We start from the raw sequence: 22838 nt of genomic DNA, 5'->3' as shown, positions 1-22838 counted from the left end.
CCTAAAAATAAATTCCAAAACATTTGGTTGATTGGAATAAAAGTAGTAATTTTGCACCCAATTTTAATTAAAACGTATTAAGCTATGTATGCAATTGTAGAGATAGCAGGGCAACAATTTAAAGTAAGCAAAGACCAAAAAGTGTTTGTACACCGTTTGCAAAATGAAGAGGGTCAGAAAGTTACGTTCAATAACGTTCTTCTCTTGGACAATGCAGGTGCAATCACTGTAGGCGCCCCAGCTATAAGCGGAGCTTCTGTAGAAGCAAAAGTATTAAAACATTTAAAAGGAGACAAAGTCGTTGTTTTCAAAAAGAAAAGACGTAAAGGTTTCAAAGTTAAAAACGGTCACAGACAATATTTGACAGAGATTGTTATCGAAAATATCGTAGCGTCTGGAACGGTAAAAGCTGAAAAAACTGAAAAGAAAGAAGCAAAATCTGCAAAGGCTGATGATTTGAAAAAAATTGAAGGTATTGGACCAAAAGCATCTGAGGCTCTCGTAGCAGCTGGTGTGGATACTTTCGCAAAATTGGCTAAAAAATCAGTAGACGAAATCAAAGCCATATTAACAGAAGCAAGTTCAACTTTATCACACTTAGATCCTCAAACATGGGCAGCACAAGCACAATTGGCAGCTGACGGAAAATGGGATGAGTTGAAAAAATGGCAGGACGAACTGAATGGTGGCGTTCAAAAATAATTTTTAACACTTAAAAAAAGAAGAAAATGGCTCACAAGAAAGGTGTCGGTAGTTCGAAAAACGGTAGAGAATCTCACTCGAAACGTTTAGGAGTGAAGATTTATGGTGGTCAAGTTGCCATCGCAGGGAATATTATTGTTAGACAAAGAGGAACTCAACACAATCCAGGGCAAAACGTATACATCGGTAAAGACCATACGTTACACGCTCAAGTGGATGGAATCGTTAAGTTCGAGAAAAAAAGAGACAATAAATCGTATGTTTCAATAGTTCCATTTGAAGCATAGTCGAAGGATATTAGTAAAGGAATAAAAAGAGATTATCTAAATTTTAGATAGTCTCTTTTTTTATTTTCTAAATTTTATCTTAACTTTGTGGTGTATTCGTAAAAAAATCGACCATGCAAAAAACTCTTCGAAAGGCATTTATCATAGGTTTGTCAATTCTCATAGCTTTACTTTTGAATTATTTACTTCCCTATGAAGATAAAGTCAATAAAGGATTAGCTCTGTTGGTATTCGTAGCTATTTTATGGCTTACCGAAATTGTTCACATTACTGTTACGGCGTTGTTGATTCCTATTTTGGCGATACTTTTGGGTCTTGAACAGACTAAACCAGCCTTACAGGCTTTTGCCAATCCTACGATTTTCCTTTTTTTTGGAGGATTTGTTATCGCTACCGCTTTGAGTGTTCAAAAGTTGGATCGATATATTGCCAATCGCGTAATTTCATTGGCTCGGGGTAATTTTGTTGTCGCTATTCTATTACTTTTTTCCGTAACATCCTTATTGTCAATGGGTATAAGTAATACAGCTACTGCCGCTATGATTATTCCATTAGCCATTGGGATGCTAAAAAATGTGGACTATCAAACGAACAGAAACACATATGTTTTTGTCATTTTGGGAGTAGCTTACAGTGCGAGTGTTGGAGGAATGGGATCGCTTGTGGGGTCTCCTCCGAATGCCATCGTAGCTTCGCAGTTGCATTTGACTTTCTCCGATTGGCTTAAATACGGAATACCTGTAATGATGGGGTTGATGCCACTGATGTTACTGGCTATGTATATCGTACTTAAACCAAATTTTAAAATTAAAGTGACTACAGAAAACTTGGTCGACAAATTAACCCGAAAACAATATATTACAATCATTATTTTTATAGTCACAGCACTTAGTTGGATTTTTGGAGATTTTTTAAATAGTACAATATCTTCCATTTTAGGAATTGCAAAAATTGCAGAGTTTGACGCTCTTGTTGCTATGATTGCAGCCGTATTGGTTTGTTTTTCAGGTGTTGCAAGCTGGAAAGAGGTTCAAGATAATACGGATTGGGGTGTACTATTGCTTTTTGGAGGAGGATTAACTTTAAGTGCCGTATTGACCAGTTCAGGAGCGAGTAAAGCTTTGGTCGATGGAGTTGTTTTTTTGGTAGAAGGAAAACATTTCTATCTGATAGGCTTATTGGTAGCGGTGTTTATTATTTTTCTTACAGAATTCACATCAAACACAGCAAGTGCCGCTTTGCTTGTTCCAATTTTTATTTCCATAGCTCAAGAATTGGAAATGAATCCTTTAGGGCTTTCTCTCATCATTGGATTGGGAGCTTCGTGTGCCTTTATGTTACCTGTGGCAACTCCCCCAAATGCCATTGCTTATGGAACTGGGATGGTAAATCAAAATGATATGATCAAAATAGGATTCGTACTTAACATATTGAGTGTCATATTTATATCTTCGATGGCGTATTGGTTTTGGTTTTAAGATAATGCTGTTACCTTTATTCTGATTTAAACTTATACATAAGAAAACTTTTCGACGTATTTAGCTCATATCTATTGTTTAAAATTTTACTTTTGGTAGCATAGCCACCATAATTGACAATCTCAATTTGTATTGTTGAGTTCTATTTGTTTTTAGATATAAATGATGTTATGAAAATTTTATTACTTTCCGATACGCACTCTTACATGGATGATAAAATCTTATCGCACGCCTCACAAGTGGATGAGGTTTGGCATTGTGGTGATTTCGGTTCGATGGAAGTTGCTAAAGCACTTGCTCAACAGAAACCTCTGCGAGGGGTTTACGGTAATATTGATGGTGCCGATATTCGTAGCCAATTTCCGGAAGTGAACCGTTTTTTCTGTGAAGGGATAGAAGTTTTAATGATTCATATTGGAGGTTATCCTGACAAATACACCTCTTTAGCTAGAAAAGAGATTATGAAGAATCCTCCTAAAATTTTTATATCAGGGCATTCGCATATTTTAAAAGTGATGTATGACAAGAAATTCCAGCTATTACATTTAAATCCAGGAGCAGTAGGTAAACACGGTTGGCAAACCGTTCGTACTATGATTCGGTTTGAGATTGAGAAAGAAGAAATAAAGAATGTTCAGGTTATAGAATTTCCGAGATGATTGAATTTTGGAGGTGCGTATTCTTCGTATAAAATATTTTTTGTGAGACTTTTGAGCGTATGTTTTTTAAGGTTATAGAGTTTAAGAGTTAAAAAGAATAAATATTTTTACTATTTGTAGGTTGTTTATCGTTTTGAAACTCTTAAAAATAACTTAATAAATCCAATAGTGTAGGGCTAGAAATTTTCGTGTGTTTTGAACTATATTCATTCAGTTATCTAAAATAAATTATTATCTTTGCCTTTCGGAACATAAATAATTAGGTATATGAGCGAAACTCGACATAATTGGACAAAAGAAGAAATCATAGCGATTTACAACAAACCTTTAATGGATTTGCTTTATGAAGCAGCTACCGTTCATCGTAAATACCACGACCCTAATACTGTGCAGGTATCTACTTTATTATCAATAAAAACGGGTGGATGTTCCGAGGATTGTGGTTACTGTCCGCAAGCTGCTCGTTATCATACTCATGTGGAAACGGAAGAACAATTGATGAGCGTTTCACACGTAAAGGCACAGGCGCTACGAGCAAAATCATCAGGAGCCTCTCGTGTTTGTATGGGGGCAGCATGGAGAAATGTAAAGGATGGTCCAGAGTTTGACCAAGTGTTGGAAATGGTGCGTACGATTAATAAGATGAACATGGAGGTATGCTGTACTTTGGGAATGATTACTGAAAACCAAGCAAAACGTTTGGCAGAAGCAGGGCTATATGCCTACAACCACAATTTGGATACTTCTAAGGAATATTACGAAGAAATTATCTCTACACGAAGTTATGACGACCGGTTACAAACCATTGAGAACGTGCGTAAAACAAATATCACTGTTTGTAGTGGAGGTATTATCGGAATGGGAGAGTCTTTGGAAGATCGTGCGGGGATGTTGGTAGCCTTATCAACCTTAAACCCTCAACCAGAATCGGTGCCAATCAACGCCTTAGTTCCTGTGGAAGGAACTCCTTTGGAGGATCAAGAATTGGTTGAAATTTGGGATATGGTGCGAATGATAGCCACAACGCGTATCGTAATGCCTACAACTCAGGTGCGTCTTTCTGCAGGAAGAACCCAAATGAGTCGTGAAGGTCAAGCGATGTGTTTCTTTGCAGGAGCAAACTCTATCTTTGCGGGGGATAAATTGCTCACTACTCCAAACCCTAATATCAATGAAGATATGCAAATGTTTGAAATATTAGGAATTAGACCCCAAGAACCTTTTGAAAAACATAAACAACCCGTTACGGTTGAAGCTAAAGATTCTCAGTATGTTGACTTGGGTGAGAATCCAAAATGGACTCGTCCGACCCACAAAATTGAACGCAACGAACAAAAACGAAAAACTCGAATGACGGAGTAAGTTTAAAAATACCATCTTACAAATAATCAAGAGTTTAGTAGTATGTTCTATTTATAAAAAATGTAATTGTAATTTTAAGAAAATACATACTACCCTTATTTCATGTAAATTAAGATGAATATCTTTACAAAAGATTGAAATCACATTTCTATTTTTTTACCAAAGGAATTGCTAAAAATATAAAATAGTAAAAATTAAAATTATGAAACGCTTCGGACAAGTAATCAAGGTAAAACCTGAAAAATTAGCTTATTATCGAGAATTACATGCCAATCCGTGGCAATCTGTTTTGGATAAAATTCACGAATGTAATATCCGAAATTACTCCATTTTTTTATTGAATGATGAGCTTCTTTTTGCATATTTTGAATATATTGGAGATAATTTTCGAGAAGATATGCAAAAAATGGCTGCCGATCCCGAAACACAACGTTGGTGGGCGGAAACCGATCCTTGTCAACAACCCTTAGAACTTAAGGAAGGCGAATGGTGGCACACAATGGAACAGGTTTTTCACACGGAATAGAATAGTATTATGAAAGGAATTATTCTTGCAGGAGGCTCAGGAACAAGGCTTTACCCGATCACAAAAGGTATTTCAAAGCAGTTACTACCTATATATGACAAACCGATGATTTACTATCCACTTTCGGTGCTAATGTTGGCGGGTATTCGTGAAGTTTTGGTGATTTCCACCCCGCAAGACTTGCCTGGTTTTCAGCGACTTTTAGGCGATGGCAACGACTACGGAATTTCAATTAGTTACGCTGAGCAACCCTCACCCGACGGACTGGCACAAGCCTTCATCATCGGAGAGCAATTCATTGGAAATGATGATGTTTGCCTCGTATTGGGCGATAATATTTTCTACGGACAAAGTTTCACCAAAATGCTTCTGCAATCCGTTGAAACCGCTGAAAAAGAGCGTAAAGCAACCGTTTTCGGTTACTACGTCAAAGACCCTGAACGTTACGGCGTTGCCGAATTTGATGCAGAAGGAAACGTGCTTTCCATCGAAGAGAAACCCGAAAAACCAAAATCGCATTATGCCGTAGTGGGACTGTATTTCTATCCGAATAAAGTTGTAAATGTAGCCAAAAACATAAAACCTTCGGCAAGAGGAGAATTGGAAATCACCACAGTAAACCAACAGTTTTTGAAAGATAACGAGCTGAAAGTACAGCTATTAGGACGAGGTTTTGCGTGGCTTGACACAGGCACACACGATTCACTTTCAGAGGCTTCCAACTTCGTGGAAACTATTGAGAAAAGACAAGGGCTTAAAATATCTTGTTTGGAAGAAATTGCCTACCGAAGAGGTTGGATTTCTGCCGAAAAAATCCGAGAGTTAGCCCAACCAATGCTCAAAAATCAATACGGGCAATATCTCATTAATTTATTGAAATAATTTTTCTTCATCTTTTAGCAACTTACCTTTTGGTAACTTACCTTTTGGTAATACGTAAAATTCTTATTACCTTTGCAAAAATATCGGTTATGCACGAGGAATTTACAAATGTGCCATTTACGTTTGGAACAATTATTCTGAAAACAGATTTTGTCAATCGACAAAAAGAAATAAAATTATGGCATTAGTAAAATTTTTGTGGTGACCTTTCAAAAAAATAGTCCTTATAATTTTAGTGATTTTAGTTTATTGAAAGCATATTTGTGAAAATTTGTGTGTATTTGTGGTTTGAATTTGACCACAAATGTACAGAATAAACACAAATTTTTAAAAATCAAAAAATACAGATTTAATAATCTTCACAAAAATTTTAGTATAGCCAAAATTATTAAGACAATGTTTTTTGTCAGGGACGAATGTAATTCTGATTTCTCCTCGTAGATGGGGGAAATCTTCTTTGGTAGAGAAGGTTAGCGAATCATTTGAAAACGATAAAACATTAAAAATGTGTAAGTTAGATCTTTTTAATGTGCGTACCGAAGAGGAGTTTTATATTTCTTTCACCAACGCAGTTTTAAAAGCTACTTCTTCATGGTGGGATGATTTTGTAACAAATGCAAAGCAATTTCTTTCACAATTATTACCACAAGTTTCATTAGCTTCAAATGATGAAACTACATTGCAATTTGGCATCTCGTGGAAAGAATTACAGAAAAATCCGGATGATATTTTGAACTTAGCAGAGAATATTGCACAAAAGAAAGGTATCAAAATTGTGGTTTGTTTTGATGAATTTCAGAATATAGCCTCTTTTTCAGATAGTCTGTCATTTCAAAAGAAATTAAGAGCTCATTTTCAGCGACATCAGAACGTTTCATACTGCTTTTATGGTAGTAAACGACATATGCTGATAGAAGTTTTTACAGATACATCAATGCCTTTTTATAAGTTTGGTAATATTATTTTTCTTGAAAAAATTAACACTAAAGAATGGGTAAACTTCATTAAGCTACGTTTTGAAGAAACCAACAAGCAAATCACAGATAGTCAAGCTAAAAAAATCGTAGAACTTGTTGATAATCACTCATATTACGTGCAGCAATTAGCTCAACAAGTATGGCTTAGAACAGTACAAAAAAGCAATAAAAAGATTATTGAGAGTACCCATCAAAGCCTGATACAACAACTTAGCTTACTTTTTATAACACTGACAGAAACCTTGACTAATACTCAGTTAGGATTTTTAAAAGCATTACTTAACGGAGAGCAGAATTTGAGTTCCAAAGAAGTTATGGATACTTATAAATTAGGTTCCTCAGCCAATGTGGTTAAGCTAAAAAGAGCTTTAGTAGATAAGGATATTCTAGATGATATGGCGGGGATTCTAACCTTTCAAGACCCGCTATATCGAGAATGGCTAAAAAAATATTATTTTAAGTTAAATTACTGATTATAATCAACATATGACCATAATCCAAACAGAAATAAAAGACGTTATCATCATTGAACCTAAAATTTTCGGTGATGAGCGCGGATACTTTTTTGAGTCGTTTTCACAAGAAAAGTTTGTAGAACAAGTTTGTAAAACAACTTTCGTACAGGATAACGAATCGAAATCGCGTTACGGTGTGGTAAGGGGATTGCATTTCCAGAAACCTCCGTTTTCACAATCAAAATTAGTACGCGTAGTGGTAGGAAAAGTTTTGGACGTTGCAGTCGATATCCGTAAGGGTTCGCCTACTTTTGGCAAACACGTAGCCGTTGAGCTTTCTGCCGAAAACAAGCGACAATTGTTCGTTCCTAGAGGTTTTGCTCACGGATTTGCCGTGCTGAGCGAGGAAGTCATTTTTCAATATAAGTGCGACAATTACTACAATCCCAAAGAGGAAGGAAGCGTTCTGTGGAACGATCCTGCACTGCAAATCGATTGGAAAATCCCTCATCAAGATATTATTCTTTCGCAAAAAGACAAAGAAAGCCCCTTGCTGAAAGATGCTTTTCACTTCGATTTTGATGTAAACCTATACGAATAATGCGATTTTAGGCAATGAAAAACATATTAGTCACAGGAGCTAACGGACAATTAGGCTCTGAAATTCAGAATATTCAAGGAAAAACCAAAAATTACTTCTTTACAGATGCTTCGGACTTAGACATTACCGACCGACAGGCAATTTCGGATTTCGTAAAGAAAAACAACATTCAGATTATGGTTAATTGTGCCGCATATACCAATGTGGATAAAGCCGAAGACGACATACAAACCGCCAACCTGATAAATAACATCGCAGTAGGCTACTTGGCGGAAGTCTGTAAGGAAAACAACGCTTCTCTTATTCATATATCAACGGATTACGTTTTTGGAGGTACTAAAAACACGCCTTACTCCGAAGCAGACCCTACGGAACCGCTCGGAATTTACGGACGAACGAAATTAGAGGGCGAAAAAGCCATTCAGAATGCGGATATTGATTATCTTATCATCAGAACCTCGTGGTTGTACTCGCTTTCCTTTGGGCATAACTTCGTCAAAACCATTCAACGATTGAGTTCTGAACGCAATGAACTCAAAGTAGTTTTCGACCAAGTTGGGACACCCACAAATGCTCGTGATTTAGCTGCATTTATCGTCCATATCATTGAGAAAGATTTGTTCAAAGGCAAACGCGAGGTGTATCATTTCTCGAATGAAGGCGTGTGTTCGTGGTTCGACTTCGCAACCGAAATCGTTACTATATCGGGAAGCAGCTGCATTGTAAAACCCTGCTTGTCGAGCGAATTCCCAAGTAAGGTAAAACGTCCAAGTTATTCGGTTTTGGACAAATCAAAGCTAAAAAACGATTTTAATTATACAATTTCACATTGGAAAGAGGCTTTGAAAGGGAAAAAGTAAGTTACAAGAAACAAGAAACAAGTTTTCCGAAAGGAAATCAACCGACAAATGGCAAACGAATTAGAAGACAGATTATTTAATTTTTCTATCCGTGTAATTAACGGAGTTCGCAAACTGCCCAATGAAAAAGAATACAAGGTAATTGCGTACCAACTGATAAAATCAGCAACCTCAGTAGGAGCAAATTATCAGGAAGCACAAGGAGCAGTGTCACAGGCTGATTTTACTAATAAAATAGGACTATGCCTAAAAGAAATCAGAGAGACAAACTATTGGATACGAATTATCATTGCAATTTACCATAATGAAAAGACAGATTGGGAAACTTTAAAACAGGAGAGTAACGAATTGAAGAATATTTTAGCTTCAATCTATAATAAAATGAAATTAAAAAAATAGAAATCAATACACATCAAACTAACTTGGTACTTGTTAATTGGTTTTTGGTTACTTAAAAAGCACTTTAAATGAAAAAAAATATTTTAATAACAGGCGGAGCTGGATTTATAGGCTCACACGTGGTTCGGTTGTTTGTAAACAAATATCCTGACTACAGAATCATCAATTTGGATTTACTAACCTATGCCGGAAACTTGGAAAACCTCAAAGATATAGAGAAATCACCTAACTACGAGTTCGTAAAGGCTGATATCTGCGACTTTCAGGCTATGAAGCAACTCATCGAGAGCAAAAACATCACGGGGATTATTCATTTGGCAGCAGAAAGCCACGTGGACAGAAGCATTAAAGACCCCTTCACCTTCGCAAAGACCAACGTTATGGGTACGCTGTCTCTCTTGCAGGCAGCACGTGAGGTTTGGAACGGCAATTGGGACGGGAAACTGTTCTACCACGTCTCCACCGATGAGGTGTACGGTGCTTTGCAGATGGATAACACGCTTTTCACCGAAAACACAAAGTACGACCCACATTCGCCCTATTCGGCATCGAAAGCCTCGTCCGACCACTTCGTTCGAGCTTATCAGGACACCTACGGACTTCCGACACTTATCTCCAACTGCTCCAACAACTACGGAAGCTATCAGTTTCCTGAAAAATTAATCCCCCTATTCATCAATAACATTCGCAGTAATAAGCCACTACCCGTTTACGGACGAGGTGAAAATGTGCGAGATTGGCTCTACGTTGAAGACCACGCCAGAGCAATTGACGTAATATTCCACAAGGGTAAAATTGGTGACACGTACAACATCGGAGGCTTTAACGAATGGAAAAACATCGACTTGATACGCGTCATCATCAAAGAAGTAGATAAGCAGTTGGGTCGCCCTGAAGGAAGCTCGGAAAAACTCATTACGTTTGTTACTGACCGAGCAGGGCACGACCTTCGTTATGCTATTGACGCTACAAAAATTAAGGAAGAGCTTGGTTGGGAGCCTTCCTTGCAGTTCGAAGAGGGAATTCAGCGTACCGTAGCTTGGTATCTGCAAAATCAGGAATGGTTAGATACTATTACCAGTGGCGACTACCAAAAATATTACGACCAGATGTATAAAGGGAGATAGTTTTTTCTGATTCCACTGAGTCTGTAGATTTCTTGTGTTTTAAGAATCAACCCTTAAAAGGTAAATTTGTGTGTACTTTTTTTATTAAAAATATTTGCCATTCAGAATAAAGTTGTATATTTGCACACGCTAAAAAACTATTTGTCTCACCAAACTTGCAGAAAATGAATAAGTTAAAGAAATACAACATATCTTTTGCTGGCTTGAAATTGGGAAAACATCAGTTCGTTTATGAATTAGACAAAAGTTTTTTGGATTTGTTTGCGTACGACGATGTGAATGATGTACATCAAAAGGTGACGGTTGATTTAGACAAAAAGTCAAATCTGTTGGAACTCCATTTTAGAAATGAGGGAACAGTCAATGTAAATTGCGATTTATCCAATGAACCTTTTGATTTGGAGGTAGCAAGTGAGTTGTTCTTAGTTGTGAAATTTGGAGAGGAATTTAATAACGAAGACGATGAGTTGTTGATTCTACCACACGGGGAACATCAAGTAAATGTAGCTCAATACATTTATGAATTAGTAGTATTATCAATTCCTGCCAAACGCGTTCATCCGGATGTTCAAAATGGTACGTTACATCTTGATATATTAGATAAATTGGAAGAATTAAGTCCCAAAGGGGATGTAGACGAAAGGGAAATCGTTGATCCGAGGTGGGAAGGTTTAAAAAAAATAATAATAACTGATAAAGAAAAATAAGAAATGGCACATCCTAAGAGAAGACAGTCGAGAACGAGAAGAGATAAGAGAAGAACTCATGACAAAGCAGTTGTTCCTCAAATCGCAAAAGATCCTATAACAGGAGAAAATCACTTGTATCATAGAGCTCATTGGCACGAAGGAAAATTGTACTATCGTGGTCAGGTGTTGGTTGACAGTACAGAAGAAAGCAAATAAGATTTTGTTTCATAATAAGAAATTTTTTGATACGGAAGGAGTGCCTCAGGTACTCCTTTTTTTTGTACAAACATGACATAATCCTGCGGAGTAAGAAGCGTACAGAAATTTTTTGAGTTTAAAGTAAAAAATATTTTAGAATATTGTGAATTAGAGGATTAACTATTTTTTTTTGCATAAAATCGAAAGATAAATTATTATAAGTACGTATCTGGATTGTTTTTTTAAAAGCTTGTAAGCCAATATGTAAATTCGATTTAACAACATATTATGACTGATTTTGCTTTTTTATTTCCGAAAAAATAGTAACTTCGTGACTTGGTAAAAATGTCAAAATGAAGTATCGTCTTATATATACTGTCTTTTTTATATCTATTTTATTGATAATCAACGCTTGTACAACCAAAGCAAATACCTATTACAATCGACAGATGCAGCCGATTGTAACCAAATACAATGTGCTTTTCAATGGAGAAGAGGCTTTTGAATCGGGGTTGAAACAGTTGCATGAGCAATATCAGGATGATTTCAGTCAGTTGTTGCCAGTAGAACCCATACGTATGACGGGTAAAGTTCAGTTGGAAGGGGTTGAGAACCCAAATTTTGAACGTGCTGAAGAAAAAGCCATCAAAACTATTCAACTTCACTCGATGGTATTTAAAGGCGAACAACGTAACTACAAGATTGACGATGCCTATATCTTGCTTGGTAAGGCTCGTTACTACAACGAACGGTTTTTACCAGCTTTGGAGGCGTTTAATCACCTACTTACTAATTATGGGAAGAGTGAACGCATTAACGAGTCTGCGATATGGGCACAAAAGACCAATATGCGTTTAGGCAAAGATAAAATTGCTATTGAAAAGTTGAATGAACTACTTTCTAAAGAAAAGTTACGCAAAAGAGATCGAGCTGAAGCCTATGCTACTTTGGGTCAGGCGTATATCAATCAAAAAATGTATCCTGAGGCAGCCGAATCACTTTATTTAGCAGGTAAATATACATCCAGCAAAACACTCCGTGGGAGATATTATTTTATTGCCGCTCAACTCTATGAGCACCAAAAGCAACGTGATTCTGCAACGATAGCTTTTGAAAAGGTTGTGAAACTAAATTGGAAAATTCCTCGTAAACTATGGGTTGAGGCTCAGGCAGGAAAAGCTCGTAACAGAGATTTTACTCCCGAGGAGAAAACGGAATTTCTAACGTATTTGACTAAATTAGAAAATCGGTACGAACATAAAGATTATTTGGACGTACTTTATTTCACTCACGCTTTTCTCATTGAAGAGAATAGTAGGAGAATGGCTATTGAGTACTACCGCAGGTCTTTAAAAAATAATAAGGAAAACAATCCGTTGAAAGCTAAAACTCATGAACGTTTAGCAGATATTTTTTTTGAGCAGAAGGATTATACAGGAGCATATCACCATTTGGATAGTACCTTAGCTTATATTCCTGAGCATACGTTTGAACATCTTTATGTGGAGCGGAAGAAAGAAAACTTAGCAAAAATCACCGAATTAGAATATACTGTAAAACAAAATGATAGTATTCTGAAAATCATTAAAATGTCGGATAGCGATAGAGTTGCATTTTTTCAAAGACATATTGATTCTCTAAAGAAAAAAACAGAACAAAAAATGAAGAGTTCCTCAACAATTAATCAAGGCATGGGCTTTTCTTTGCAAAACGCGACTGAGACAAAAGGAGGAAAATTTTATTTTTACAATCCTATGGCGGTTGCCTACGGAAAGCAACAATTTCAGCAGTATTGGGGAAATCGAAAATTGGAAGATAATTGGCGTTGGTCTGCAAAACAACAAACAGAAATAGAAACAAATCCAGCCACCACAGGGCGAGAGGAAAATGTACCTAAAAAAGATATAACCTCCGATTTTTATTTATCACAATTACCTAAAAATGAGGAAGAAATAAAACGTTTGGAAAGAGATAGAAATCAGGCGTTACTTCAATTAGGGATTTTGTACAAAGCTAAATTTAATGATAGCGAGTTGGCTATTGATCGATTGGAGCGAGTACTTGGATTTAACCCAGAACCAATTGTTGAGTCTGCAGTGCTCTATGAACTTTATAAGAATTACCGATATTTGAATAGTCCAAAGGCGGAAACTGTAAAAAATCACTTGTTGGGACGTTATCCACAATCAGATTATGCACAGCTTCTGCAAGGGAATGACACCTCACGAAAACAACGTGATTTAGAAGCTCAACAGTTTTTACAAGAGCTTACCGTAGAGTTTAATAACGGTAAAATAGTCGAGGTTTTACAGCGATTGAACGAGGAAGGTACCACATTTAGGGAAACAGCTATGGCTTCAAAACTGGATATGCTTCGGGCAAATGTTGTTGCTCGTTTGGAAGGTATCTTACCGTATCGAGAGGAGCTTTTAAAAATACAGATGAACTACCCTGAGACGGACGAAAGTAATCAAGCTAAAGAGCTTTTAGAAAATCTAATTGACGTTGAGAAAGAATCGTTTGTTGATGATGCTAAGGCTAGTTCGTGGAAAGTCGTTTTGATGGATATTCCACAAGGTAGAAGAGAAGTAATAAAGACGCAACTTGTCGAAAAATTGAAAGTAATTTCAGATAAAATCAGCATTTCACAAGATGTATATAACGTCAAGGAAACGTGGTTCGTAATTCACGGGCTTCAAAACCGAGATTCAGCCGACAGTGTTATCATTGAATTACAAAAAATAATCGGTGAAAACCAATTGGCAACCTTTCCAATATCCACGGAAAACTATCGTTTGGTACAAATCAAAAAAGCAAAAGAATCTTATTTAAACAGATAGTAACTAGTATAGTGATTAGAATTAATTACCAACTACTAAAATCGCTGATCTAGGTAATGTGGAATGGTATTTTATGTCATGATACTTTTTAAAACACGGCTCAATAATCTTATTAAAGGAATGATTGACAGATAACTTGTTTATATAGAGATTTAAGTATGGAAGTCAATTTAGTGGTTCTTAGATAGTGAAAACACCTTCCAAGTGGGTTTTCCTGTCTTTTTATCAATGGTTTGTATTGCTTTTCCTGTTACATAATCGCCTGTTGTTAAGTCGTATTTTTGGAAAAGTTGTGGATTTATAAAAATGTTATCTACAAAACCAAAATTTTTATTTTTTGGAATATTTATTTTCCCTGAAAATTCTTTAATGTAACTATCGGTTAATTTAGTATCCTGATATTCTGACAGTGTTGCTACTTTGCTTGGGGCATTTATTTCTTTCTGTGTAAAACGAATTTTATAAGTTTTGCCTATTTGAGGATTTTTCAAAAATTTGTCGTATTTAAAAAATAGACGCTCGCTATTTTGTGTGATTATATTCACTATTTTTTTATCAGAATTTATATTCTCAATAATGACTACTTCTTCTGCAAGATTTCCAAATAAAATATCTTCGGCAGAAGTAGCAAATTGTCGGTATATTGAACGGTTATGCTGATTAGCATTAGCTCCTTGATACCATTGTGTATTTTGATAGGAGCTTATTTGGACAGGAATTTTATGTTCGTTAGCTTTCTTGATTCTAATAATTGTATCGACTTCTGCTTTGGCTTCATTGAAAAGTTGTCTTTCTAAAAAGAAAGGAATTACTTTTTCACGAAGTTTGGTCGTCATTTTTTCATCAGCAGGGCAAAGCAATCCTTTGCAATAACAAGCAAAAACTTTTTCCTTATCCTCATAAAAAGCATCTGCAAGAATATCCCAAACCCAAAAATCGTTTTTCTTTTTTCGAGCAAAGGGCAATAAGGCAGAAAGCATATTTTCATTATTTCCCAAAGCTAAAAGTATTTTCGCTTGATAATACGAAATGTACTGATAATTTGGATGTTTGGTTGCTATTTCCTCTAATTTAAGCAGAAATTTTTCCGCTTTTTCTTTGTCAAATATAGTCTCTTGATAAATATTTTTGAAAGGCAACAGATGTTTTGCATAAGCACAATATACTTGGTCAGCTAATGCAGCTATGTCTTGCCCATCATAATGTTCTTTCTGAAAATCTTTCTCTTGTAAATTATCTAAATCCCACCAATCAACAAATTCAATGTATTTTTGATGATTGTTTTTATACGCCTTATGAAAATTTTTTAGTATAGCAGAGTACAAATCTGATGGTTGTTGAAAATACAAGGATTTACAATGTTCAAAAAGTGTATTTATCTTTGAATAATCAATATTTCCCTGTCTAGAAATATTATTTACTATTTTTACAAATTGCCAACCTACCGTCTCATACAATATATTTTCCTCCTCAGGCAATTGTAGAACAAGTAGTTTGTTTATAATTTTATTGAATTGAGTGAAAGTTTGCACAGAAGAGTATTGTTTCAAATACTCATAATACACCCAAGCCAAATCTCTCTTAACCCAAATATCATTAGGATTTTTTTCTAATTGACTATTTGCTAACTCCCAAGCCTCTTTTAATTTTCCTGCTTTTCTGAGTTCGGTAACGGTTGTCATAAGTTTTTAATTTTGGTTGATGAAATTCACTAGCTTTTGTAATTCAACATCTTCGCTCCCTTGTTCAGAAAAAGGAAGCACCGAGGTAAAACCTTTATCTTTTGTAAAATAACATTGTAGATAGGCAAATTTTGCGTCTGTTTTTAGGTAATAATTGATGTGAAAATTTGCTTCGTGTTCCACAATATTGGTAATTTGAACCTCGCATTCACTACAAGCGGTTAATATTCGGTTGTATAATTCTTTGAAAAGTGAATTTTCCGTTGAGTAATTCAGTATAAATTCGTGATAAAAAGGAGCGTTAAGTATTTCAATAAGTTGATTTTCAATTTCATAAGGGCGATTTTGTAAGGTTTTAAATATTCCTGCTCCGTCATAATACCAATCTATCTGAATGATTTCATTTTCTATCTTGAAAAAATATTTCTCTAAATAGTTGCTTGAGACTATCCTATCAATGGAAAAAAGCGTGTTACGGAGTTTACTTTCCACCTCTTGATATTTCAAACGCAGTGCAATATGTGCGTTTTCAGTGTGAAAAGGTGTTGAAAAAGTGTGTGTGTTTTGATAAAATTCTTTTCCAATTTTTCCAATTTTGGTAATCGGTCTTATTTCTAAGCGATGGAATCCATTTATTTTAGGTGGATTGATAACAAATAGTTCTTTTTTTGCCCGAGTAGTTGCCGTATAGCACCATCTTAGGGCATCATCGTATAGTCCAATTCTTCCCGAATAATCCACATAAACACTGTCCCACTCGCCACCTTGCGATTTATGGCAGGTGATGGCATAGCCATATTTCACGCGTAAAGCATTGAAATATAGATCTGTTTTTAGAGCTTCTTTAAATTCCTGCGAACCTTCTTTGTATTGAGGGTATTTTTCACGAAAACGCATTACGAAATTGATATACAAAGCCTTCATTTCCGTAACATTCAAGTCTCTATAAGGAGAATTTAATAGTGAATCAATGATTTTACAGGAAACTTCTTCTGATAGATGTGGGAATTTCAACTTTACATTTCGGAAAGAAAAATTTACATATCTCTTTTTCCCTTTTTCATATACAGGAATGTTTTTTATTTCTTCTACATCCGCAGATACTTCAGTAACCGTTGCCATATCTCCATTGAAAACTCCCTGATTATAATTGTTATTAATAACCATCAAAATATCTCCAATACTCACATTAGGGCTATTGGGAAATATTTTTTCACGAATAGATTGATTGTATTGATAAGCTCCTTGATTAGAATAACATACGATAACCCCATTGCCGATTTTAGGTTCTGGAAATTTATCGGTGAAATGCGAAGTAAGGTCAATATTTGAAATTTCTTCTACTTCATTTTTGATAAGTAGTTCAAAGGTATTTCGTTGTTCCTTAGGCTTTTTTAATAAATTTCGTATTTCATTAGCGTTCTGCAAAATTGTGCTATCTACTAATTGCCGATGAATGGTGGTTAGTTCGGCTTCTTGAACATTCAGTTTGTGTTCCGATTGAAAGTACTCAACAGACAACGCTTTCGACTCATTGTCAGTTACTGGCGGAAGCTGGGCATTATCTCCTACGAATATTAATTTGGAATAGCGATTAGAAAAATTAGCATATTGAATGACATCACTTAATAATTTTCCTGAACCGAAAGTAAATAATTCGTGTTTTGTTTCTATATCCGAAACCATTGATGCCTCATCAATGATTACTATTTCTCCGTCTTCATTCGGGAAATGAAGTGGATAAACATAGTGATATGATTTTTTCGAGTCATCAGGATTTTTAACTTCTTTAATGATAATATCTTCAAAATTATAAATTCCCCGATGAATGGTAGAGGCATTAATACCTTTATCACGAAGTACCTTGGAAGCTCTTCCTGTGGGAGCCATTACTTTAAACAATTTTTGATTTTCTTTTAATTTATCAATAAGGTACTTTATTAAAGTTGTTTTTCCCGACCCCGCAGCTCCTTTTACAATAAAGATATGCTCATTTTCTTTTTCTAGAAAAGAGAATAGGGTGTTTATTATTTCTTGTTGTTCTTGTGTGAGAGGGTTCATAGTAGTAAAGGTTGGTTACAGAAAAGCAAATATATTGTTTTCTGAGGTTAAATCAAAACTTTATCAAGGTTTTAACTTGCTGGTTATATTTTCACAAAGAGACAGAACCATAATAACTTCTTTCTCATCAAAAAATTCTTTGTTTTCGTGTATGTACTTATTTCTTTTATCTTTTACCTTGTTGAGGTATTCCACTTTTTTATCTTCTTGACTACAGATTTCAAAATAATCAATAAATAGATTTGCCATTGCACAAAACCAAGTTAAATCTTTGATAACATCTTTGTTTTTAATAAATTTATTTTGTCTATCAAAATAATAATTATTTACATCTTCTTTTTTTTCTCCTATGTAATATCTATAATCTTTGTTATCATATTTAAAATAATAGTTTTTGAAATGTTCTAAAAAATTATATGCACTCAGAAATACGATATCCATTGACATTTTCACTTTTAAGTCTATTTTAGAAATAGCTTGCTCTATAATTTTTATTTGTGTTATTAAAATTTTTAGAAACTTATTGTATTCTTCGAACGAGTTTAAAGCAATCTGATTTTCAATATTTTTCTTGATTTGTTTACAAATTAAGAATATTATTTTCAAAAACTTTCTTTTTACAGCAGTTTCCATTACTTCTTTAAAGTTGCCAATGGTATCAGCAGTAAATTGGGGATCAATACTATTTTCGGGTGCTTCTTTAATGATAAATCCATCCACTCCTAATGCTTGTAATTTTTGCAAATTCCAAATTTTATTGGTTGCCGAAAAATATATTACCTGTATTCCTTGATTGTATTTTTTTATTTTCTGTAATATTCTTATACTTGTGTTTTCTTGTAGGTCATTATTTTCAAAATCAGAATGATGTAATCTAAAATCCAAAATGACTATATCAATATCATCTGCCTTTATTTTTTGAACAGCTTGATTCACAATTTCTTCTCTGTTTTGCGAAAAATCAATATCTAAATAGTCAAAATGTTTAATATTACTATTATCGTATAAAATCGTTGCAAAAATTTCGTGCCATCCCTTTTCCCATTCATCATCGATATAAAGAATTTTAGGTTTATCGTTTTCTGGTGTTTTTATTTTTAGATTGTGTAAATTAGTATCTGTTGCCGAAATCGGATAAATGGTTTTCAAATACTTATAATACAAATCAGATTCTATTTTCGCATTGATTTTTTCGATATCATTATCTGAACTTTCAATAGTTTTCGCCCAACGATAAATCGCCCATTCATTGGCAATACTATGATTATCTTTTGGGGCGTTGAGTTTTATTTTTGCTATTTCGGTAGCCAATTCGCTTTCTGAAAAGAGCTCTGTTTCTTTTCTTTCAGCTTCTTGTAAGGCTTTTTTACTATAGTCAATGTAAAATACATTTTTCGTTTTCAGAATATCGAAATATGGATGTTTCATCAACTTTTGATAATGCACAACACCATAAATAAAAATGTTTTTTAGTCGGTTTGGAGTTGGCGTACAGCGAATATGGGTAGCTAATCGAAGCCCGTTGAAGTCGGAAAGCGTATTACCAAAACATAGCGGAATGTACAAATTATCAAATACTTTGTCATTTAAAAAACTCAAAACAACATCACGATGTAAAGAACTATCAGAAAAACCTTCTGTATTTGAATACAATGTTTCTGATTCCATATTACTAAAAGGATTTTCAATATCATTTTCGGCTGTTAAAAAAATAATATTTTCTTTTTTAGCAACTATGGTATCTGCACCTTCTTCATTATTTCGTTTAACAATCTCATCAATAATTATTTTCTCTTCTTCAAGATTTCTGCCATATAATAGATAATTGACATTGGGTTTATTCCCTTTTTTTATTTCCTGTAGGAAAATTTCTAAATTTTGATAAAAGACACTTACAGGTAAATCAACTCGATTTCCCGTTGCATTTTTTTGGCGTTCGTTTTTGCTTCCACTAAAAACAACTAATCCAAAATCTCTATTTTGAGCGTTATGTTCATAGAGTTGGTTTTTTAATCCCTCATTAGGGAAAGACTCGTGCAAAAACACAATCTTTTCTTTCTTGATATTTTCAATGGAGAGCTTTTTACTATCCTTATGTGTACTTATAATCCCTTGATATTCATTAAGTTTTTCGATATTCCAGCCGTAGGTTTCTTGACGGAAAACCTGTTCGTCAATTAAATAAATCATCGTTTGAATTTTAAAATATGTTTAACACCGTTTACTTTTTCTATTTTTTCTTTTTTCATCAGCTTTGGAGTATATTTTTTTGCTCCATCATTCCATTCTCCATTCCAAAGATTAATTCTATAACTTGTTTCCTTTTCAAAATCACTTTCGAGGTACAATTCACATATCCCGTTGATTTTTTTTATCATACTGGTCAATGTATTTCCTCTTCTATCAATCGTACTTTCAGAGCTTTTTCCATAGAAAGGCTTTTCGGGATGAATGTGATGAATCGTAAAATAAACAAAGCCTCCCGTTTCTTCTATGAAGGATAAAATTATTTTTTGTTTTTGTTCGGTTTTATATTCTTCAGAAAAATAGGTCTCTATTGAATTGATATATTCTCTAAAAAATTGAACCAACTTATCAACATCAGTAAATAAAACAATATTTTCTGCAAAATTTTTAAATTCAAAATCAAAGTTTGTTTTCCAATTTTCGTTATTAGCAATATTATATTCTAAAATACTTTTTAAAGAGTTATCAGTCCTTATATGAAATAGATTTTTACAGTGAATGATGAGTTCGGAAAAATCCCGAACTCTTTTTCCATTCATATAAGAATTGAATGGCTTAGGTAGTTTGAAAACTTTTCCATTTTGCTGCTGTTTTAATTCTCCGCTTGCATTAGGAACACAATCAGGATTTTCATCTGACCATTTTAATAATTGCTCACTCGCCCAATTGATGTCAATTCTATTGGAGCTCCATTCCTTTTTTTCTTCTTTGAAGTTCGTACCCGATAGATAAACTTTTAATAGTGTTTTTGCTTGAGAATCAGCGTAATATTTGTTGTTTAAAATTTCAAATTTTTCCAATAATAGTCTTTGATGTTCTCGTACGGAATATTCAGATGAGCCACTTAATTTCTTTATATATTCCTTAACTGCGAGTATTTCATCTTCATGGTCTATTGTTTCTGAATCAATGGAATGCCAAGTGTATTTTAACAAAGGGTCTTGGTTATAAGCAAGTAAAAACTTGGATAACGATTTCTCTCCAAATGGATTATTATAATCTTTGAAGGTTTCACCTAAATAATCTTTATCTTTTGACTTGTCAGATTTTTCATCAGGCTCAATAACAGACACAGGTGCATTTTCTGTTGTTTCGCCAACCTTTTGTTTAGTTAAATCTTTTGCTATCAACTCAATCATCTTGTCTTTTTGACGAGAGCTAAAATTGCCTATCTTTAAAAATTCTGTTACAAAATCGTTCATAATACATCTAAAAAATGCTGTTATTCCCCACGAATCTTTTTCATAGCCGCTTTACGTTTTGCCTGTCTTTCAGCTATATTCTTCCTAATTTGTGCCACATACTCAGCCTGTTCCTCCATACTGCGAGATTTTTCCATTAGGTGTTTACCAAGTTTTTGGCGTTTTGGCTTGGGTCTTCCAGCGGCTAAATTTTTCCATTTATTGTTTTTGGTTTCTTCAAAAAGTTTTTGAGCCTCTTTCTCGCCTTTTTGTTGCCAAGTGTCTAAAATTTTATCTGCGTCAAATCCGCAAACTTTATCAAACCGTTGGGCTAATTTCAAGTAGGTGCTGTCTTCTGCTCCTTTTACCATTTTTAGGTATAGGAGTTTTCCGCCAATTACTGAAAGCATCGGATTTTTCTCTGGCTTGGTATGTCCTTTTTCTTTCGCATAATCCTTTCGGAAAATGGTTTCCGCCTTTTTTGCTCCGTATTTTTCTATCAAATACAACCACATACGAATTTGCTTCACGTACTTGCGTGTGGTGTTGAGCTTTTCGTTCACGGTGATTCCCGTAACCTCTTGTCGGGTGTTTTTCTTTTGCAATCGGGTCTTTTTCGGATTGATTTCCAATTTGTTTCTGGAAATAATCGCCTCCAATTCCTCCAAAAAAACAGAATTGTTAAACACCGAAACGTTTGACGAAAACGAAATGTCATCGGCATATCTCGAATACGTAGCCTTGTATTTTTTTGCCAGTTTGTCCAATGCAATGTCCATTTTTCGGCAAAGAATATTGGTCAATATGGGCGAAGTGGGGGCTCCTTGTGGCAAAACAAATGCTTTCTTGTCGTCAATCTCCAAGTCATATACACACAAATTCGTCAGGCAGTTAGCCACTTCTTCGGGAAACTGAAACGGACTTTGGGCAAAAACTCTTTTCACCTGCCATTTTTTGAACGAATGGAAAAAATCCTTCAAATCAATATTATACACATAGTTTTTCCCCAGATGCAGACGAGCATTGGTAACCACCGATTTTCCTTTGGCAAAGCCCATCGCCTTCGGATGCACCGTTACACATTCGTTCAGAATGGTATTTAGTGCCTTTTGTATTTTTTCCAAAGAGGATTCAGGGGCGTTAATTATCCTTTCACCTCCTGTTTTCTTTCTGATAGAAAAAGTATGGTATCTTTTGTTAGACAAATCGGCATTGGACAAAACATCGTCTTTGCTGATTTCGTTACCTGCTAACAACTCCTGATACACATAGTTGATAACCTCAACCAAATCATCTATCGATAAGATGTTCTCAAACCGGTTTTTAAGCTCTTGTTTTTCCTCTGTTGTTAGCGTTTTCATAACTCCAATGTTTTAAAAATCCTTGAAATACCTATTACTTTATTCTTCTTTCCTTGTATTAGTTGGAAGTAATTGTGAGGTTAAATGTTGACGAAATGACGATATTTCGAGAATTCATTAAATAATAATTCATAAATCAACATAAAAATTTAGTACAAAAAGACCTTGTTTTACTCGGTTGCGAGCCGAGCCAATTGCCGATCTGATTAATTGCTTAATCCAGCAATCACGTTAATTTAAAGGAAACCTAAAAACTAACGAATC

At 34.7% G+C, this 22838-nt stretch carries 20 protein-coding genes; 15 read left to right on the top strand and 5 right to left on the bottom strand.

Annotation, left to right across the window (positions count from 1 at the left end; translation table 11 throughout):
• Positions 1–84 precede the first annotated feature (84 nt).
• The 15 genes from rplU to ACF3OB_RS08445 all read left to right on the top strand — a co-directional run bounded on the left by rplU (position 85) and on the right by ACF3OB_RS08445 (position 14042).
• A complete protein-coding gene (gene rplU / locus ACF3OB_RS08515) occupies positions 85–702 on the top strand; it encodes a 50S ribosomal protein L21 (protein WP_042343678.1) in 618 nt (205 codons plus the stop codon).
• A gap of 26 nt (positions 703–728) precedes the next feature.
• On the top strand, positions 729–989 hold the full coding sequence (rpmA, locus tag ACF3OB_RS08510; protein WP_042007564.1) for a 50S ribosomal protein L27: 261 nt from the start codon (positions 729–731) through the stop codon (positions 987–989).
• A 113-nt stretch (positions 990–1102) separates the two neighbouring features.
• Positions 1103–2467: an SLC13 family permease gene (locus ACF3OB_RS08505; RefSeq protein WP_392447454.1), complete on the top strand. Its 1365-nt coding sequence runs from the start codon at positions 1103–1105 to the stop codon at positions 2465–2467.
• A 170-nt stretch (positions 2468–2637) separates the two neighbouring features.
• On the top strand, positions 2638–3126 hold the full coding sequence (locus ACF3OB_RS08500) for a metallophosphoesterase (protein WP_042007619.1): 489 nt from the start codon (positions 2638–2640) through the stop codon (positions 3124–3126).
• Between the two features lie 267 nt (positions 3127–3393).
• On the top strand, positions 3394–4488 hold the full coding sequence (gene bioB, locus ACF3OB_RS08495; protein WP_042343673.1) for a biotin synthase BioB: 1095 nt from the start codon (positions 3394–3396) through the stop codon (positions 4486–4488).
• A gap of 202 nt (positions 4489–4690) precedes the next feature.
• Positions 4691–5014 carry an L-rhamnose mutarotase gene (locus ACF3OB_RS08490; RefSeq protein WP_095893461.1) on the top strand — a complete coding sequence of 108 codons (324 nt, stop codon included), beginning with the start codon at positions 4691–4693 and terminating at the stop codon, positions 5012–5014.
• A gap of 9 nt (positions 5015–5023) precedes the next feature.
• Positions 5024–5896 carry a glucose-1-phosphate thymidylyltransferase RfbA gene (gene rfbA, locus ACF3OB_RS08485; RefSeq protein ID WP_172917720.1) on the top strand — a complete coding sequence of 291 codons (873 nt, stop codon included), beginning with the start codon at positions 5024–5026 and terminating at the stop codon, positions 5894–5896.
• 505 nt (positions 5897–6401) lie between these two features.
• Positions 6402–7346: an AAA family ATPase gene (locus ACF3OB_RS08480; protein WP_392447453.1), complete on the top strand. Its 945-nt coding sequence runs from the start codon at positions 6402–6404 to the stop codon at positions 7344–7346.
• Between the two features lie 13 nt (positions 7347–7359).
• Complete coding sequence (gene rfbC / locus ACF3OB_RS08475) at positions 7360–7929, top strand: dTDP-4-dehydrorhamnose 3,5-epimerase (RefSeq protein ID WP_392447451.1); 570 nt, start codon at positions 7360–7362, stop codon at positions 7927–7929.
• 14 nt (positions 7930–7943) lie between these two features.
• On the top strand, positions 7944–8789 hold the full coding sequence (gene rfbD, locus ACF3OB_RS08470) for a dTDP-4-dehydrorhamnose reductase (protein ID WP_392447449.1): 846 nt from the start codon (positions 7944–7946) through the stop codon (positions 8787–8789).
• A gap of 48 nt (positions 8790–8837) precedes the next feature.
• On the top strand, positions 8838–9188 hold the full coding sequence (locus ACF3OB_RS08465) for a four helix bundle protein (RefSeq protein WP_018279395.1): 351 nt from the start codon (positions 8838–8840) through the stop codon (positions 9186–9188).
• Between the two features lie 68 nt (positions 9189–9256).
• Entirely contained in the window at positions 9257–10315 is a 1059-nt protein-coding gene (gene rfbB, locus ACF3OB_RS08460) for a dTDP-glucose 4,6-dehydratase (RefSeq protein WP_392447447.1), read from the top strand.
• 164 nt (positions 10316–10479) lie between these two features.
• Positions 10480–11022 (top strand): YceD family protein, encoded by a 543-nt coding sequence (locus tag ACF3OB_RS08455; RefSeq protein WP_392447445.1) that lies wholly within the window; start codon positions 10480–10482, stop codon positions 11020–11022.
• A gap of 3 nt (positions 11023–11025) precedes the next feature.
• The gene (gene rpmF / locus ACF3OB_RS08450; RefSeq protein ID WP_042007588.1) at positions 11026–11220 is read left to right on the top strand and encodes a 50S ribosomal protein L32; all 195 of its coding nucleotides are present in this window, start codon (positions 11026–11028) and stop codon (positions 11218–11220) included.
• A 335-nt stretch (positions 11221–11555) separates the two neighbouring features.
• Positions 11556–14042, top strand: a complete 2487-nt coding sequence (locus tag ACF3OB_RS08445) for a tetratricopeptide repeat protein (protein WP_392447443.1) — start codon at positions 11556–11558, stop codon at positions 14040–14042.
• 170 nt (positions 14043–14212) lie between these two features.
• Here ACF3OB_RS08445 and ACF3OB_RS08440 read toward each other — a convergent pair whose 3' ends face one another.
• From ACF3OB_RS08440 to ACF3OB_RS08420, 5 genes are all read right to left on the bottom strand, one after another.
• A complete protein-coding gene (locus tag ACF3OB_RS08440) occupies positions 14213–15724 on the bottom strand; it encodes a DUF7017 domain-containing protein (RefSeq protein ID WP_212896025.1) in 1512 nt (503 codons plus the stop codon).
• Between the two features lie 6 nt (positions 15725–15730).
• Positions 15731–17785: an ATP-dependent RecD-like DNA helicase gene (locus ACF3OB_RS08435; RefSeq protein ID WP_392447441.1), complete on the bottom strand. Its 2055-nt coding sequence runs from the start codon at positions 17783–17785 to the stop codon at positions 15731–15733.
• A gap of 63 nt (positions 17786–17848) precedes the next feature.
• Positions 17849–19975 carry a hypothetical protein gene (locus ACF3OB_RS08430; RefSeq protein ID WP_392447439.1) on the bottom strand — a complete coding sequence of 709 codons (2127 nt, stop codon included), beginning with the start codon at positions 19973–19975 and terminating at the stop codon, positions 17849–17851.
• Positions 19972–21234, bottom strand: coding sequence for a hypothetical protein (locus ACF3OB_RS08425; protein ID WP_212896028.1), 1263 nt, complete (start codon positions 21232–21234; stop codon positions 19972–19974). The genes ACF3OB_RS08430 and ACF3OB_RS08425 overlap by 4 nt, the downstream gene beginning before the upstream one ends.
• A gap of 20 nt (positions 21235–21254) precedes the next feature.
• Positions 21255–22574, bottom strand: a complete 1320-nt coding sequence (locus tag ACF3OB_RS08420) for a reverse transcriptase domain-containing protein (protein ID WP_212896029.1) — start codon at positions 22572–22574, stop codon at positions 21255–21257.
• Between the last annotated feature and the right edge of the window lie 264 nt (positions 22575–22838).

The organism is Capnocytophaga canis, assembly GCF_043187445.1.
Classification (GTDB): domain Bacteria; phylum Bacteroidota; class Bacteroidia; order Flavobacteriales; family Flavobacteriaceae; genus Capnocytophaga; species Capnocytophaga canis.
This window is presented reverse-complemented; position numbering and strand designations above follow the sequence as displayed.

Bases quoted from the DNA above. Each gene is read 5' to 3' on its own strand.
- ACF3OB_RS08500 (WP_042007619.1), top strand. From the start codon at position 2,638: ATGAAAATTTTATTACTTTCCGATACGCACTCTTACATGGATGATAAA.
- ACF3OB_RS08465 (WP_018279395.1), top strand. From the start codon at position 8,838: ATGGCAAACGAATTAGAAGACAGATTATTTAATTTTTCTATCCGTGTA.
- ACF3OB_RS08480 (WP_392447453.1), top strand. From the start codon at position 6,402: ATGTGTAAGTTAGATCTTTTTAATGTGCGTACCGAAGAGGAGTTTTAT.
- rfbC (WP_392447451.1), top strand. From the start codon at position 7,360: ATGACCATAATCCAAACAGAAATAAAAGACGTTATCATCATTGAACCT.
- rpmF (WP_042007588.1), top strand. From the start codon at position 11,026: ATGGCACATCCTAAGAGAAGACAGTCGAGAACGAGAAGAGATAAGAGA.
- bioB (WP_042343673.1), top strand. From the start codon at position 3,394: ATGAGCGAAACTCGACATAATTGGACAAAAGAAGAAATCATAGCGATT.
- rpmA (WP_042007564.1), top strand. From the start codon at position 729: ATGGCTCACAAGAAAGGTGTCGGTAGTTCGAAAAACGGTAGAGAATCT.
- ACF3OB_RS08425 (WP_212896028.1), bottom strand. From the start codon at position 21,234: ATGAACGATTTTGTAACAGAATTTTTAAAGATAGGCAATTTTAGCTCT.
- ACF3OB_RS08430 (WP_392447439.1), bottom strand. From the start codon at position 19,975: ATGATTTATTTAATTGACGAACAGGTTTTCCGTCAAGAAACCTACGGC.
- ACF3OB_RS08440 (WP_212896025.1), bottom strand. From the start codon at position 15,724: ATGACAACCGTTACCGAACTCAGAAAAGCAGGAAAATTAAAAGAGGCT.
- rplU (WP_042343678.1), top strand. From the start codon at position 85: ATGTATGCAATTGTAGAGATAGCAGGGCAACAATTTAAAGTAAGCAAA.
- ACF3OB_RS08505 (WP_392447454.1), top strand. From the start codon at position 1,103: ATGCAAAAAACTCTTCGAAAGGCATTTATCATAGGTTTGTCAATTCTC.
- ACF3OB_RS08435 (WP_392447441.1), bottom strand. From the start codon at position 17,785: ATGAACCCTCTCACACAAGAACAACAAGAAATAATAAACACCCTATTC.
- ACF3OB_RS08455 (WP_392447445.1), top strand. From the start codon at position 10,480: ATGAATAAGTTAAAGAAATACAACATATCTTTTGCTGGCTTGAAATTG.
- ACF3OB_RS08420 (WP_212896029.1), bottom strand. From the start codon at position 22,574: ATGAAAACGCTAACAACAGAGGAAAAACAAGAGCTTAAAAACCGGTTT.
- ACF3OB_RS08490 (WP_095893461.1), top strand. From the start codon at position 4,691: ATGAAACGCTTCGGACAAGTAATCAAGGTAAAACCTGAAAAATTAGCT.
- ACF3OB_RS08445 (WP_392447443.1), top strand. From the start codon at position 11,556: ATGAAGTATCGTCTTATATATACTGTCTTTTTTATATCTATTTTATTG.
- rfbB (WP_392447447.1), top strand. From the start codon at position 9,257: ATGAAAAAAAATATTTTAATAACAGGCGGAGCTGGATTTATAGGCTCA.
- rfbD (WP_392447449.1), top strand. From the start codon at position 7,944: ATGAAAAACATATTAGTCACAGGAGCTAACGGACAATTAGGCTCTGAA.
- rfbA (WP_172917720.1), top strand. From the start codon at position 5,024: ATGAAAGGAATTATTCTTGCAGGAGGCTCAGGAACAAGGCTTTACCCG.